Source organism: Nonomuraea spiralis, from assembly GCF_014648435.1.
Classification (GTDB): domain Bacteria; phylum Actinomycetota; class Actinomycetes; order Streptosporangiales; family Streptosporangiaceae; genus Nonomuraea; species Nonomuraea spiralis.
Genome location: NZ_BMRC01000026.1, coordinates 58,870 through 72,665 on the forward strand (window position 1 = coordinate 58,870; position 13,796 = coordinate 72,665).

Consider the following 13,796-nt stretch of genomic DNA (forward strand, 5'->3'; position numbering starts at 1 on the left):
GACAGTTTCGCCCGACTGGGACGGCTACCGCGTGTCGAGAGCGGCGTGAGGATCGCCGTGGATCTCATTGAAGGTTGTTGATCGTCCAGATATTGTGCTATCTGCCCACGATCGCCCCCCTTGGGAGTAAAGGCGTCATGCGACTGCGGAAGATCTTCGTCATCGGACTGGCCCTGTCGTTGCTCGGCGTCGGAGTTCCCGCCTGGTCGGAGGACGATCCACGGGGCTGCAACGACCTGATGTCCGGCGACACCCCCGCGTACGTGGTCTGCCGCTGGCTGGCCACCCCCGACGAGGCCGCCGACATCGCCCGGTTCTGGCTGGAGAACGACGGCAAGAACATGATCGACTCGGGCCCGATGCACGAGATCGTGGTGGACTGCACCGAGGCGGGCAACGAGTGCGCGACCGACTCCGAGGGTGACGGCGAGATGCACGACGTCGGCTCCCCGGACGTGGACGGCGCCGAGGACGGCGGCACGCCGGACAACTGCCAGGACGGCCAGAAGTGCTACATCGACCCCGACGAGATCTCGGCCGCCGCCAAGACCGCCGCCGCCGAGAGCCCGGCGGGCCAGGCCGTGAAGAGCGCGGTCCAGGCCGGCCTGCGTACGTGGATCGAGACCGAGCTGGCCGACGACTACAAGGCGGGCAAGCTTGAGGAGGCCGCCAAGAAGGTCGCCGCCCTGGCCGCGCAGCCCGGCGTCGCCGGGATCAGGTTCACCTCGCAGCTCGGCTACAACCAGACCTTCGCCACGGCCGAGGAGCTGGACAAGTTCGTCGCCGAGACCACGACCGCGCTGCGCAAGCTCGTGCCCGGCAAGAAGCTGGCCGCGCACACGGTCGTCCCGCTGTTCGGCTGCGGCGCCAACGACGCCTGCAAGGCCGAGATGACCAAGAAGTACCCGCTGCTGGACCCCGCCCGCATCGGCGCCTGGCTTTCCGCCGGCCAGATCGACCAGCTGACCCTGGACACCGCCCACCTCACCACCGAGTACGCCACCTGGAAGATCGACGCCAAGGAGGCCCAGCGCAACCAGTGGATCCAGGTCCGCGCCCGCGCCTGGGACGCCTACGCGCAGATCGCGGCCGAGGACGCCGGGTTCACCGCGGCCGGCAGCTCCGCGCTCACCGCCGAGCAGGCCACGCAGGCCATCACCGACCGCGTCGCGGCCCCGCTCCAGGCCGACGCCGCCGAGACGGTCGTCCTGTGGAGCCGCTGGCAGGACGCCCAGGGCCAGGTCAACCGCGTGTACGGCGAGAAGTGGGCCGCCAACGCCACCTGGGACCAGCTCAAGAAGCTCGGCACCGTACGCCCGAGGCTGGCCACCGTCTACGACTACAGCAGCCCCGAGACCGACGTCGCCACGGACATCAAGAACCTGTCCGAGGTCTTCGGCCAGGTCTACCTGCACACCGCCTGATCAGGGTTGACCGCCCTCCGCCGGACGGGCCGGGGGCGGTCAGGGCCGGGCGGCGATGAGGGCCTGGCGGGCGCGGAGCACGATCTCCAGCTCGAACCTGATGTCGGGATCGGTGAGCTGGTCGCCGTAGAGCTCTTCGAGCTGCCGCAGCCGGTAGCGCACGGTCTGCGGGTGCACGTGCAGCCGGGCGGCCACCTCCGCGGCGCCCCGGCCGTGCCGTAACCAGGCGAGCAGCGTCTCGGCCAGCCGGTCCTGCTGGGCGGGCCGCAGGTGCGCGAGCGGCGCGAGGCGCACCTCCGCCAGGGAGCCGACCAGTTCCTCGTCCTTGAACACCACGAGCGCGGCCATGTGGTCGGCGCAGCGCAGCAGCCCGCTCGGCAGCACGCCGCGCCGCGACAACTCCAGCGCCTCGCGCGCCCACCTCAGGGACGTCGCCGCCGCGGCCAGCGGTACGGCCGGCCCGATCGCGGCACGCCGCCCGCGCAGCGCGTGGTCGAGCAGCTGAGCCTGCCCCGGCCCGTCCGGATCGGGCACCAGCAGGCAGGGCGCGGGCCGCTCCAGCCCGCCGAGCACGTCGGGCGGCAGCGCGGGCGCCCGGTACGTCCCGTGCTGGTCGTCGAGCGCCACGCCCGCGACGGTCCTGGGCAACCGCCATCCGGCGGCCTTGGCGAGGTCGGCGATGGCTTCGGGGGCGGCGGGCGGCCGGCTCAGCAGCAGGTCGAGCAGGCGGTTGCGGCGGCGTTCGATCTCGCCGGACGCGTGTGCCCTGGCTTCGTCGAAGCCCTCGGCGGCGGCGTCGGCGAGCTGGTCGAGGTAGACGAAGATGGCCTCGCCCAGGTCGTACAGGGACTGCGGGGTCAGGCCGAGCGGGTTGGCGATCTCCGTCAGCCGCCGCCAGCTCACCCGGGCGCCCAGCCGCATCGCCGCCTGCAGCGGCTCCAGATTGCGGCCCTCGGCCGCCTCGCCCTTGCCGATCATGCGGAACGGCTCGGGGTCCCAGGGGGCGCACGGGTTCTCGATACGGTCGAGGAAGCCGTCGATGGCCTCCTCGACCGCCTTCTTCACGACTTTGATGTAGATCTCGTCCGTCGGTCTGGCGTACTCGGGGATCCGGGTCTGGATCTCCTCGATCACCTCGGCCGAGACCTTTCCGATGCCAGCCCTGAGCGTTCTCACGATGTCCGCGGGGAGCCGGGTTTCGCTGATGTCACTCTTGATGGCCATCGTCCCTCCTGTCGCCATTGTGACGTAGGCGACAAGAGCTTGCCTAGCAAGAGCTTGTTCTTGTCATTTCTGGAAGAACGCGCCGAACTCCTCCACGTCAATCAGGCCGTCGCCGTCCTTGTCCAGCTTTCGCACGCCTTCCTGTGCGGCTTCCAAGGTGACGGGCTGGCCGAGCACCTCCATCAGGCGGACGAGTTCGACGGCGGAGATACGGCCGTCCTTGTCGGCGTCGATGAGGTCGAAGGTGAGGGCGTGATCGCTCATTGGGGGTGCCTTTCTGGTGTTACCGGTGCGTCGGGTCAGACCTTAGTGGCGACTTCCCCGAACCTGCCGATGAATTCGGCGGAACATCGAATCGGGACAAAATCCGCCCTCCTCCGCATTCCGGCGGCTCGACAGCCGGTTCATCTGACGAGTACGACGTACAGATGCGTATTCGACAGGCGACCTCGGCCGACGCGGGGGCGATCGCCGAGGTCCACGTACGGTCCTGGCAGGCCGCCTACCGTGGGCTCGTCCCGCAGGACCACCTCGACGGCATGAACGCGGCCGCCCGCCGGCCCGCATGGGAACGATGGCTGGCCCGTACGGCCTGGCCCAGGGAGGGAACCCTCGTGGCCGAGGCCGTCGCCGCGCTGAGCCGGGCGGGTTACCGGCAGGCCGTTCTGTGGGTCCTGGACGCCAACGTGCGCGCCCGGCGGTTCTACGAGGCCGCCGGATGGCACGACGACGGGGTGGTCAAGGACGACGACAGCCGGGGTTTCGTGCTCACCGAGATCCGGTACCGGCGTCCGCTCGACTGACCACACGGACGGGTACGCCGGGTCAGGGCCTCGCGGCGGCCTGCCGGAGGGCGTCGACGAAGGCGGTGACCTGGGGGCGGGCGTCTCCCCGGCGCCAGGCGATGGCGAGTTGTCCCGGGGGGAGGCCGGCCACCGGGCGATAGACCATGCCCGGCCGCTTGTAGAGCGTCGCGTTCCCCTCGGCCACCAGCACGACGCCCAGCCCGCTGATCACCGCCTCGAACACCTCCTCCGGCGTGTTCGCCGTGACGCCGACGACCGGATCGTCGTCCCGCGCGTCCCGGGCGAGCCAGAAGTCGCGCAGCGGGCCGGCGGCCGGGGGCAGCGCGATGAACGGTTCGTCCCGCAGCTCGGCGAACGGGACCTCGGCCAGCTCGGCCAACCGGTGGTCGGCCGGCATCGCCACCCCCCGCCCCTCGGTGACCAGCACGTACGTCTCCAGCCCCGGCGGCACGGGCAGCCAGATGAACGCCACGTCGGAGGACCCGTCGGCGAGGCCGCCGCTGGGGTCGTCCCAGCCCACGAGCCGGAGCGAGACCTCCCACCCCGGCAGGGCCCGGCGGAACAGCCGCAACGCCTCCTGCTGCAACCCCCTGCCGACGGCCGTCTGCATCCCGATGATCAGAGTCCCCGTGGGGGCGGCGGCGCGCGCCGTCTCCACTCCGGCGGCCCAGCGTTCGAGCAGTTCCCGCGCCACGGGCAGCAGCGCCTCGCCCTGCCGGGTCAGCGTCACGCCGCTGGGCACGCGTTCCAGCAGGGCGAACCCGAGCTGTCGCTCCAGCACCCTGAGCTGCTTGGACAGGGCGGGCTGCGAGACGAAGAGCCGCTCGGCGGCGCGCGTCACGTTCAGCTCCTCGGCCACCGCGACGAAGTAGCGGAGCTCCCGCAGGTGCACGTCCATAACCGTTGGTTATAGCAAAGGGTCTTGGACGCCGGCCGCCCCCGGGCGGCACGATCTCCGGCATGAAGACACGTGAGCTCGGAACACTGCAGGTCCCCGCCCTCGGTTTCGGCGCGATGGTGCTCTCTCCCGGTGTGTACGGCGACATCGACGACACCCGTGCGCAGACGGCGTTGCAGGCGGCACTGGACGGCGGCGCCACCCACATCGACACCAGCGACGCCTACGGCCCGGACGGCCACAACGAACGCCTGGTCGGCCGCGCCCTGAAGGGCCGCCGGGACGAGGTCGTGGTGGCCACCAAGTTCGGCCTGGCGATCCCGGACGGCGAGCCGAGCCGGTCGTACCCGGTCGGCTACGCCTTCAACGAACTCCGCGTGAACGCCGACCCCCGCCTGGTCCGCCGCTACGCCGAGCGCAGCCTGCGCAACCTGGACACCGACGTGATCGACCTGTACTACCTGCACTACCCGGACCCGGGCGTCCCGCTGGAGGAGACGGCCGGCGCGATGGCGGACCTCGTGCGCGACGGCCTGGTCAGGCACATCGGCCTGTCGAACGTCACGGCGGACCAGCTCAGGGCCGCCCACGCCGTGCATCCCGTGACGGCCGTGCAGAACGAGTGGTCGATGTGGCGCCCGGTGGACCCCGAACTGCTGGCCACGGCCCGCGAACTGGGTGTCGGCCTGGTCGCCTGGAGCCCCCTCGGCAACGGCTTCCTCACCGGTACGGTGCAGCGGCTGGACGAAGGCGACTTCCGCCACAACGCGCCCCGGTTCTCGGCGGACAACCTGGCGAGCAACAACGACCGCTACGCCCCGATCCGCACCCTGGCCACGAACCTCGGCATCAGCCCCGCCCAACTGGCCCTGTCCTGGCTCCTGCACCAGGACGAGCACGTGGTCGCGATCCCGGGCAGTCGCACGCCTGCCCACATCGAGGAGAACCTGGCAGCCGCCGACCTCGTCCTCCACCCGGACACCCTGAGCAGGATCGACGAGGCGCTGACCAGGTTCGAGGTGACCGGCGGCACCCTCCTCTGAGCGCCTGGGCGCCTCGGTCAGGGGGCGTCGTTGCGTTCGATGAAGACCGTCGGGGCGTTGTTGTCGCGTACCAGGCGGGAGAGCAGGTCGGCGAGGGTGGCGCGTTCGGTCTCGTCCAGCCCCGAGGGCAGCTCGTCGATGCGCCGGCAGGTCTCGGTGTAGAACTCGTCGGCGAGCTTGGCGCCCTGCTCGGTCAGCTTGACCTGGACCGCGCGACGGTCCTTGGGGTTGGGCTCGCGGCGCACCATGCCGCGCTGCGCGGTACGGTCGACCAGCTCGGTGAGGCTGGACTTGGCCAGGCGCAACATCGCGCCCAGCTCGCTCATCCCGTACGGCTGCGCCATCAGCACGCACAGGAGCTGGCCCTGCTGGGAGGTCAGCCCGTACTCGCGGGCGGACTCGGCGTAGACGGCGTTGACCAGGAAGGTCGACCGCACCAGGGCGGGGACGACTCCCAACTGCTCCTCGTGCTTGGCCATAAGATCAGTTTAGCATAAACAGTTCGGCTAGCGAACTATTGTGCGTACGAGCACGCGCTCGGCGGCCCGGTGTTGCCCGAGCCTGCCGTCCGCGCCCGACGCCCGCGCTTGGCGATTAAAAGGGCATTTGTCTCGTTTAGCTGGGTAGCACGGCCGCCATGCGACTGACGTACACCTCTGACCTGTGGTGGAAAAATGCCGTCGTGTACTGCTTGGACGTCGAGACGTTCAAGGACGGTAACGGCGACGGCGTGGGCGACTTCCGCGGTTTGACCCAGCAGATCGACTATCTGGCGGGGCTCGGCGTGACCTGCCTGTGGTTGATGCCGTTCTTCCCCACCCCCAACCGGGACGACGGGTACGACATCACCGACTTCTACAGCATCGACCCCCGCCTGGGGACCTTGGGCGACTTCGTGGAGTTCATGCGGACCGCCCACGACAGGGGCCTGCGGGTGATCGCGGACCTGGTCGTCAACCACACCTCCGACCGGCACCCATGGTTCAAGGAGTCGCGCAGGAGCAAGGACTCGCCGATGCGCGACTGGTACGTCTGGTCCGACAAGCCGGAGCCCGACGACCCCGAGCAGGTGGTCTTCCCCGACAAGGAGAACTCCGTCTGGCAGTACGACAAGGGCAGCGGCCAGTACTACCTGCACAGCTTCTACCGCCACCAGCCGGACCTGAACGTCGGCAACCCCGAGGTCAGGGACGAGATCACCCGCATCCTCGGCTTCTGGATGGAGCTCGGGCTGGCGGGCTTCCGCGTGGACGCCGTCCCGTTCCTCATCGAGAACGTCGACCCCGAGCTGGCCGATCCGCACGAGTTCCTGGCGGACCTGCGGGCGTTCATGACCAGGCGCAAGGGCGGCTCGATCCTGCTGGGCGAGGTCAACCTCCCGTACCGGGACTTATTGCGGTTCTTCGGTGAGGGGCTCGGTGACCAGCTCACCATGTGCTTCGACTTCATCGGCATGCAGAACAGCTGGCTCTCCCTGGCCCGCAACAGCGCCCGTCCCCTGATGAACGCCTTGAAGGATCGTCCCCGTGCTCCCAAGGACTGCCAGTGGGCGATGTTCCTGCGCAACCACGACGAGCTGACCCTCGACAAGCTCACCGAGGAGGAGCGCCAGGAGATCTTCGAGGCGTTCGGCCCCCGTAAGGACATGCAGATCTTCGGCCGCGGCCTGCGCCGGAGGTTGCCGACGATGCTCGGCGGGGACCTGCGGCGCGTCAAGATGGCCTACAGCCTGCTGTTCTCCCTCCCCGGCACCCCCGTGATCTTCTACGGCGAGGAGATCGGCATGGGGGAGAACCTCGACGAGGAGGGGCGGCTGGCGGTCCGCATCCCCATGCAGTGGTCCGAGGACGGCGGCTTCAGCCAGTCTCCCGACACGGTCCGCGAGGTCCCGGAGGGCTCCTTCGCGCCCGACCGGGTGAACGTGGCCGACCAGCGACGGGACACCGACTCGCTGCTGCGCTGGTTCCAGTTGCTCATCGAGCGGTATCGCGAGTGCCCTGAGCTGGCGTGGGGGCAGTACACCGTGCTGGACGCCGGCGACGACGCGATCTTCGTGCACCGCTGCGACGCCGACGGCGCGACGGTCGTGGTCGCCCACAACCTGTGCGACACGGCCAGGGACGTCGAGCTGCGACTGGACGGCCTGGAGCACTGCGACCTCACGGACCTGCTGGTGGACGGCACGCTGAAGGTGTCGGCCGACGGCACGGTCAAGCTCGCGCTGGATCCGCACGGTTGCCGCTGGCTGCGCGCCTCCCCTCCCGAGCTGCCCCCGGAGGACGCCTCGGTCATGTCGCAGTGAAGGCTCAGCGGGCCGGGGGCGGGTAGGCCGACATGGCGAGCTCGGCGACGCTCAGCAGGTCGGCGTAGGGGGCGCCGTCGCGTGACTGCGTGGACATGCCCTGGATCACCGAGGCGAAGTAGGTGGCCAGGGCTCCCGTGTCGGTGCCGGGGGCCAGGCGGCCGGCCGCGACGTCGTCGTCGATCCGTCCCCGCAGCGCCGCCTTGGCCTCCTCCCTGAACCCGCGCAGCAGCTCCTCCACCTCGGCGGACTCTGGCCCGCAGTTCACCGCCGCGCTGATGATCAGGCAGCCGGGCGGGTGGCCCGCGTCCGCGTACTCGGCCGCGGACTCGCGCAGCACGCGCTCGATGGCCTGCCGGCCAGTGGGCTCCTCGGCCAGCGCCCTGGTGGTGAAGGCGCCGTAGGTCTGCTGGTAGCGCCGCACCGCCTCCTCGAACAGCCGCCGTTTGTCGCCGAAGGCCGCGTACAGGCTGGGGGGTTTGATGCCCATGGCGGCGGTCAGCTCGGCGATCGAGGTCGCCTCGTAGCCGTGCCGCCAGAACGCGCGCAGCGCGCTCTCCAGTGCGGTGTCCCTGTCGAAAGCTCGTTGCCTGGCCATGTCCACATTCTATAGCGATCGCTATGTTATTGTTTCTGTATCGATCGCTAAAGAAAGGGTTCGAGCGATGAAGACTGCCCTGGTCACGGGTGCCGGCAGGGGGATCGGCCGCGCCATCGCGCTGCGCCTCGCCAAGGACGGGTTCCGCGTGATCGTCAACTACGCCAGGGACTCGGCGGCGGCCGAGGAGGTCGTGAGGCTGATCGGGGCGAACGCGGTCGCCGTACGGGCGGACCTGGGGGTGCCCGAGGACGTCGCCCGGCTCGCCGAGCGGGTGGCCGACGAGACGGACGTGCTCGACGTGCTGGTCAACAACGCGGGCATCGGCACGTCCAAGCCCCTCGTGCAGGAGACGGAGGAGGGCTACGACCGGCTGTTCGCGGTCAACGTCAAGGGCCTGTTCTTCCTCACCCGGCAGGTGTTGCCGCTCATCCCGGACGGCGGCCGGATCGTCAACATCACCTCCGGCGTGGCCCGCATCGCCTTCCCCGAGGCCATCGCGTACTCGATGACCAAGGGCGCGGTGCAGGTGTTCACGCTGGCCCTGGCCAAGGAGCTGGGCCCGCGCGGCATCACGGTCAACAACGTCGCGCCCGGCATCATCGACACCGACGTCAACGCGGGCTGGCTGCGGGGGAACCCCGAGGCCCTCGCGTACGCGGCGAGCAGGCACGCGCTCAACCGGATCGGCCTGCCCGAGGAGATCGCGAACGTGGTCGCGTTCGCCGCCTCGCCCGAGGCGAGCTTCATCACCGGCACCACCCTCGACGCCACCGGCGGCGGAAACCTCTAGGAGACAGATCATGCCCTCGGTCATCCACGACGGCGGTCACGTGCACTTCAACCGGGCAGGCGGCGGCCCCGGCCTGGTCATGGTGCACGGCACCGGCGGCGACGCCGCCACCAACTACGCCCACCTCGTCCCGAACCTCGCCGACATCCGCACGGTGATCACCCCCGACTACGCGGGCAGTGGCGAGACCGCCGACCCCGGTGGCGACCTCACGCTCGACCTGCTGATCGAACAGGTCGCGGCGACCTTCCCCGAAGACGGCCCGTCCGACCTCGTCGGCTTCTCGCTGGGGGCCGTGGTGGCGGCCGGGCTCGCGGCCCGGTATCCCGAGCTGGTCAGGCGGCTGGTGCTGATCGCGGGCTGGACGCACATCGGCGACCCCCGCCTCCGGCTCGGCCTGCACACCTGGGCGCGCCTGGCGGCCACCGACCCCGAGAGCTACGCGGCGTACGGCCCGCTGGTCGGTTTCAGCCCGGCCTTCGTGAGCGGCCTGGGCGAGGACGGCCTGAAGGCGATGCTGGCCGGCGACCCGCCGCCCGGCACCGTACGCCAGATCGAGCTGGACCTCAGGACCGACATCCGGGACCTGCTGCCCGCGATCACCGCGCCCACACTGGTCATCGGCTGCACGCAGGACCACCTCGTCCCGGTCGAGCACGCCCGCGCCCTGCACGCCGCGCTGCCCGGCAGCCGGTACGCCGAGCTGGACAGCGGCCACGTGGTGTTGCACGAACGTCCCGCGGAGGTGACAGCCCTGATCCGCGATTTCGTAACCAACGAGTAATTTGTCCTGGTTACCCTCCAGGCACATGCAGACCAAGAAGCTCGCCGTCTCCGGGGCCGCGGCGCTGACCGGGCTGGCCCTGGTGGCGCTGCCCGCCCACGCGAACGGGGACAAGAGCGTCACCGTCACCGTGATGGGGACGTCGGACATCCACAGCAACGCCCTCAACTGGGACTACTTCAAGGACGCCGCCTACTCCGACAAGCAGGGCAACACCATCGGCCTGGCGCAGGTGTCGTCGCTGGTCAACAAGGTCAGGGCCGAGCGCGGGGCGGACCACACGCTGCTGTTCGACTCGGGTGACACCATCCAGGGTACGCCGCTGGCGTACTACTACGCCAAGGTCGAGCCGATCACCGAGACCGGCCGGACCCACCCGATGGCCAAGGCCATGAACGCCATCGGCTACGACGCCGTCACCCTGGGGAACCACGAGTTCAACTACGGTCTGCCGCTGCTGGCCACCTGGATCAAGCAGATGCGGGCGCCGGTGCTGGGCGCGAACGCGGTGCAGGCCAAGAGCGGGCTGCCGGCGTACGAGCCGTTCGTGATCAAGACGATGAAGGTCAAGGGCGACAAGCCGATCAAGGTCGGCGTGCTCGGCCTGACCAACCCGGGTGTGGCCATCTGGGACAAGGCGAACGTCGAGGGCAAGCTGCGCTTCACCGACCTGGTCGAGTCGGCCAGAAAGTGGGTGCCGGTCATCCGCGGCCTCGGCGCGGACGTGGTCGTGGTGACCGCGCACGCGGGCGACAGCGGCATGTCCTCCTACGGCACCGACCTGCCGGTGGAGAACGCCTCGGCGCTGGTCGCCGAGCAGGTGCCGGGCATCGACGCCGTGCTGTTCGGCCACGCGCACAACGAGGTCGCCCAGCGCTTTGTGACCAACAAGGTCACCGGGCAGCAGGTGCTGCTCACCGAGCCGGGCAAGTGGGGCCAGCGCCTGTCGCGGCTCGACTTCACCCTCACCAAGCAGCGCGGCAAGTGGGTCGTGACCGGGAAGACCTCCGCCACCCTCAACACCAACACGGTCACGGAGGACCCGAAGATCGTCTCGCTGCTCAAGCCGCAGCACGACACCACGATCGGCTACGTCAACAAGGTCGTCGCCAAGTCGGCCGAGGAGCTGTCGGCGGCCGAGTCGCCGTACAAGGACACGCCGATCCTCGACTACATCCAGCAGGTGCAGACCGAGACCGTGAAGGCGGCCCTGCCGGACAACACGCTGCCGGTGTTGTCCATCGCCGCGCCGTTCAGCCGCACCGCGGTCTTCCCCGCCGGTGACGTGCGCGTCAGGGACGTGGCGGGGCTCTACGTCTACGACAACACGCTGCTGGCGATCAAGCTGACCGGCGCCCAGATCAAGGACTATCTGGAGTACTCGGCCCGGTACTTCAACCAGCTCAACCCGGGCGACCCGGTGGACGTCACCAAGCTGACGAACGCCGCCAACACCCCGGACTACAACTACGACCAGCTCTCGGGCGTGTCGTACGACATCGACGTGGCCAAGCCCGCCGGGCAGCGCATCGCCAACCTCACCTTCGAGGGCGCGCCGATCCCGGCCGGCAAGGAGTTCGTGGTCGCGATCAACAACTACCGCCAGTCGGGCGGCGGTGGCTTCCCGCACGTCACCAACGCTCCCGTGTTGTACAACGCGCAGGTGGAGATCCGTCAGGCGCTGATCGAGTACGCCACCGCCAAGGGCACGATCAACCCCGCCGACTTCGCCTCCGCCAACTGGAAGCTGACCCGCGACGGGGCTCCGCTGTTCTGAGCCGCCGTCCGTGACAGGGCGGGTGCCCGGCCCGGGCGCCCGCCCTGTCACAGGTACGACGGGCCGGTCACCCGGTGCCTGAACGTCCACCACACCCACCCCTGCGAGGCCACCAGCAGCGGGATCAGGACGAGGATCACCGGCACCAGCACCGCCCCCGACGACCCCGGCTCCAGCGGCAGCCGGATCCCGGCCAGCACCCCGACCACCAGCAGCGCGCCGGCCGTCAGCGCGTAGGTGCGGCCCTCGCCCGCTCCGCCGGACAACACCGCGGCCCGCTCCCGCAACGGCCCGCGCAGCCGCAGCGCCGCGAACGCCAGCCCGTGCACCGCGAACAGCGCCGCCACCGCCAGCGCGGCCAGCGACACGAGCGGCCCCTCGATGCCGAGCAGCACCTCGCCGAGCAGCAACCCCCAGCTCAGCGCCAGACCCCAGCTCCCGGCCACGGTCGCGCCGTCCCAGAACGTCTGCCACCGCACACCGGGCACCCGCCCCCGTAACCACAGGCCCATGTCCCTGACCACCCACGACAGCAGCAGCGCGACGACCACCACGTAGTTCCCACTCAGCAGCCGCCCCTCCAGGTCGGGGAAGAGCCCCGCGAGCACCCCGGCCGAGGCCACCAGCCACACCTCGTTGCCGAGGAAGAAGGGCGCGATCGCGGCGATCACCTCGCGCCGCTCGCCCGCCGAACGCCCGAGGTAGGGCAGGGCCATGCCGACCCCGATGTCGGCCCCGCCCAGCACGAGGTAGCCGAGCGCGAAGAAGGCCAGGACGAAGATTTCCATGATCGTTCCTCAGAAGGCGGGGACGGCGGGGGCGGGGGTCTCGACCGGGCTGTCGCCGAGCGCCACCGCGCCCGGCCCGCGTCTGGCCGCCCTGGCCAGCAGCCAGTAGTTGACCCCGATCAGCACCGCGAACACCGAGACGAACGCCGTCACCGACAACCGCATCTGGCCCGCAGTCACCGGCGACATGGCCTCGGACGTCCGCAGCAGCCCGTAGACCACCCAGGGCTGGCGCCCCAGCTCGCGGAAGGTCCACCCGGCGAGCATGGTGACGAACGGCACGGGGATCATCAGCGTCAGCAGCCAGTGCCACGCCCGGAACCCACGTACGACCGGCCGGAAGAGCATCAGCAGCAGGCTCAGCCCCGCCACGATCGTCATCACCACCCAGAGGATCATCATCGTGATCCCGGCCGCCTGCACCCAGCCGGCCGGAGGCAGGTAGTCGCCCGGCCCGTACGCGGCCGTCATCTCCGCCTGTACGGCGGCCAGCCGCTCGGCGCCGCCGCTCCAGGCCGCCGCCTTGGACGGTTGCAGCGTCGCGAACCCGAGCCCGCCGAACGTCACCGTGACGAACGTGGCCGGCAGCGCGAGGCCGACGCCGATGCGCAACGACTTCCTGAACAGGTCGTGTTCGGCCGTGCGCCGGCGCAGGTGGTAGGCGCTCACCCCGGCCATGAAGAACCCGCCGACGATCAGCGCGCCGCCCAGGACGTGGCCGAACGCGACCAGCGCGGCCGGGTTGGCGACCAGCGCCCCGAAGTCGGTGAGCCGCAGCGTGTCGCCGTCGAGGGCGTAGCCGACCGGGTTCTGCAGGAAGCCGTTGGAGATCATGATCCAGAACGCCGAGGCGTAGGCGGTCAGCGTGACGACCCAGATCAGCGCCAGGTGGGCCCAGCGGTTGAGCCGGTTCCAGCCGAAGATCCACAGGCCCAGGAACGTGGACTCGACGAAGAAGGCCACCAGCGTCTCGATGGCCAGCGAGGCGCCGAAGACGTTGCCCGCGTACTCCGTCAGGCCGCTCCACGACAGGCCGAGCTGGAACTCCATGACCAGCCCGGTGACGATGCCCATCGCGTAGTTGATGATGTAGAGCTGGCCCCAGAACCTCGTCATCCGCAGGTGGACGGGGTTGCCGCTGAACGTGGCCCACGTCTGGACGGCGGCCACCAGCGTCGCCAGGCCGAGCGTCAGCGCGACGAAGAGGAAGTGCGCGCCCGCGGTGAGCGCGAACTGCAGCCGGGCGAGGTCGACGGTGTCCATGCCGAAAGCTTGGCGTTACGGGCTGCTCCGCCGCGTCATGCTCCGGTCTGCAATCCGGCGTACAACCCCGGGCCGAAGATCACTAAAGTCGTACGA

At 70.0% G+C, this 13,796-nt stretch carries 14 protein-coding genes; 7 read left to right on the top strand and 7 right to left on the bottom strand.

The window, feature by feature from the left end:
- The first annotated feature begins 137 nt into the window (after positions 1-137).
- Positions 138-1,424: a hypothetical protein gene (locus IEZ27_RS41545; protein ID WP_189652286.1), complete on the top strand. Its 1,287-nt coding sequence runs from the start codon at positions 138-140 to the stop codon at positions 1,422-1,424.
- Between the two features lie 39 nt (positions 1,425-1,463).
- Here the strand turns inward: IEZ27_RS41545 and IEZ27_RS41550 are convergent, their stop codons facing one another.
- Positions 1,464-2,648 (bottom strand): helix-turn-helix domain-containing protein, encoded by a 1,185-nt coding sequence (locus IEZ27_RS41550; protein ID WP_229824809.1) that lies wholly within the window; start codon positions 2,646-2,648, stop codon positions 1,464-1,466.
- A gap of 63 nt (positions 2,649-2,711) precedes the next feature.
- A complete protein-coding gene (locus IEZ27_RS41555; protein ID WP_125647551.1) occupies positions 2,712-2,912 on the bottom strand; it encodes an EF-hand domain-containing protein in 201 nt (66 codons plus the stop codon).
- 164 nt (positions 2,913-3,076) lie between these two features.
- On the opposite strand from IEZ27_RS41555, the gene IEZ27_RS41560 reads away from it, so the two are divergent.
- Entirely contained in the window at positions 3,077-3,451 is a 375-nt protein-coding gene (locus IEZ27_RS41560) for a GNAT family N-acetyltransferase (protein ID WP_189652287.1), read from the top strand.
- A 22-nt stretch (positions 3,452-3,473) separates the two neighbouring features.
- Here IEZ27_RS41560 and IEZ27_RS41565 read toward each other — a convergent pair whose 3' ends face one another.
- Entirely contained in the window at positions 3,474-4,352 is an 879-nt protein-coding gene (locus IEZ27_RS41565) for a LysR family transcriptional regulator (protein ID WP_189652288.1), read from the bottom strand.
- Positions 4,353-4,414: 62 nt separating this feature from the next.
- Between IEZ27_RS41565 and IEZ27_RS41570 the strand changes: the two genes are divergently transcribed.
- On the top strand, positions 4,415-5,395 hold the full coding sequence (locus IEZ27_RS41570) for an aldo/keto reductase (RefSeq protein ID WP_189652289.1): 981 nt from the start codon (positions 4,415-4,417) through the stop codon (positions 5,393-5,395).
- Positions 5,396-5,412: 17 nt separating this feature from the next.
- Here IEZ27_RS41570 and IEZ27_RS41575 read toward each other — a convergent pair whose 3' ends face one another.
- The gene (locus tag IEZ27_RS41575; RefSeq protein WP_125647562.1) at positions 5,413-5,874 is read right to left on the bottom strand and encodes a MarR family winged helix-turn-helix transcriptional regulator; all 462 of its coding nucleotides are present in this window, start codon (positions 5,872-5,874) and stop codon (positions 5,413-5,415) included.
- 158 nt (positions 5,875-6,032) lie between these two features.
- Between IEZ27_RS41575 and IEZ27_RS41580 the strand changes: the two genes are divergently transcribed.
- Complete coding sequence (locus IEZ27_RS41580) at positions 6,033-7,697, top strand: alpha-amylase family protein (RefSeq protein WP_189652290.1); 1,665 nt, start codon at positions 6,033-6,035, stop codon at positions 7,695-7,697.
- Positions 7,698-7,701: 4 nt separating this feature from the next.
- Here the strand turns inward: IEZ27_RS41580 and IEZ27_RS41585 are convergent, their stop codons facing one another.
- Complete coding sequence (locus tag IEZ27_RS41585; RefSeq protein ID WP_189652291.1) at positions 7,702-8,295, bottom strand: TetR/AcrR family transcriptional regulator; 594 nt, start codon at positions 8,293-8,295, stop codon at positions 7,702-7,704.
- Between the two features lie 67 nt (positions 8,296-8,362).
- Here IEZ27_RS41585 and IEZ27_RS41590 point away from each other — a divergent pair, with 67 nt between their 5' ends.
- The 3 genes from IEZ27_RS41590 to IEZ27_RS41600 are packed head-to-tail and all read left to right on the top strand — an operon-like array spanning position 8,363 to position 11,649.
- Positions 8,363-9,088, top strand: a complete 726-nt coding sequence (locus IEZ27_RS41590; protein ID WP_189652292.1) for an SDR family NAD(P)-dependent oxidoreductase — start codon at positions 8,363-8,365, stop codon at positions 9,086-9,088.
- A gap of 10 nt (positions 9,089-9,098) precedes the next feature.
- On the top strand, positions 9,099-9,872 hold the full coding sequence (locus IEZ27_RS41595) for an alpha/beta fold hydrolase (RefSeq protein ID WP_189652293.1): 774 nt from the start codon (positions 9,099-9,101) through the stop codon (positions 9,870-9,872).
- 25 nt (positions 9,873-9,897) lie between these two features.
- On the top strand, positions 9,898-11,649 hold the full coding sequence (locus IEZ27_RS41600) for a bifunctional metallophosphatase/5'-nucleotidase (RefSeq protein ID WP_189652294.1): 1,752 nt from the start codon (positions 9,898-9,900) through the stop codon (positions 11,647-11,649).
- 47 nt (positions 11,650-11,696) lie between these two features.
- On the opposite strand, the gene IEZ27_RS41605 is transcribed toward IEZ27_RS41600, so the two are convergent.
- Both IEZ27_RS41605 and IEZ27_RS41610 read right to left on the bottom strand, forming a co-directional pair.
- Complete coding sequence (locus IEZ27_RS41605) at positions 11,697-12,437, bottom strand: cytochrome d ubiquinol oxidase subunit II (protein WP_189652295.1); 741 nt, start codon at positions 12,435-12,437, stop codon at positions 11,697-11,699.
- A 9-nt stretch (positions 12,438-12,446) separates the two neighbouring features.
- Positions 12,447-13,700 carry a cytochrome ubiquinol oxidase subunit I gene (locus IEZ27_RS41610; RefSeq protein WP_189652296.1) on the bottom strand — a complete coding sequence of 418 codons (1,254 nt, stop codon included), beginning with the start codon at positions 13,698-13,700 and terminating at the stop codon, positions 12,447-12,449.
- Positions 13,701-13,796 lie beyond the last annotated feature (96 nt).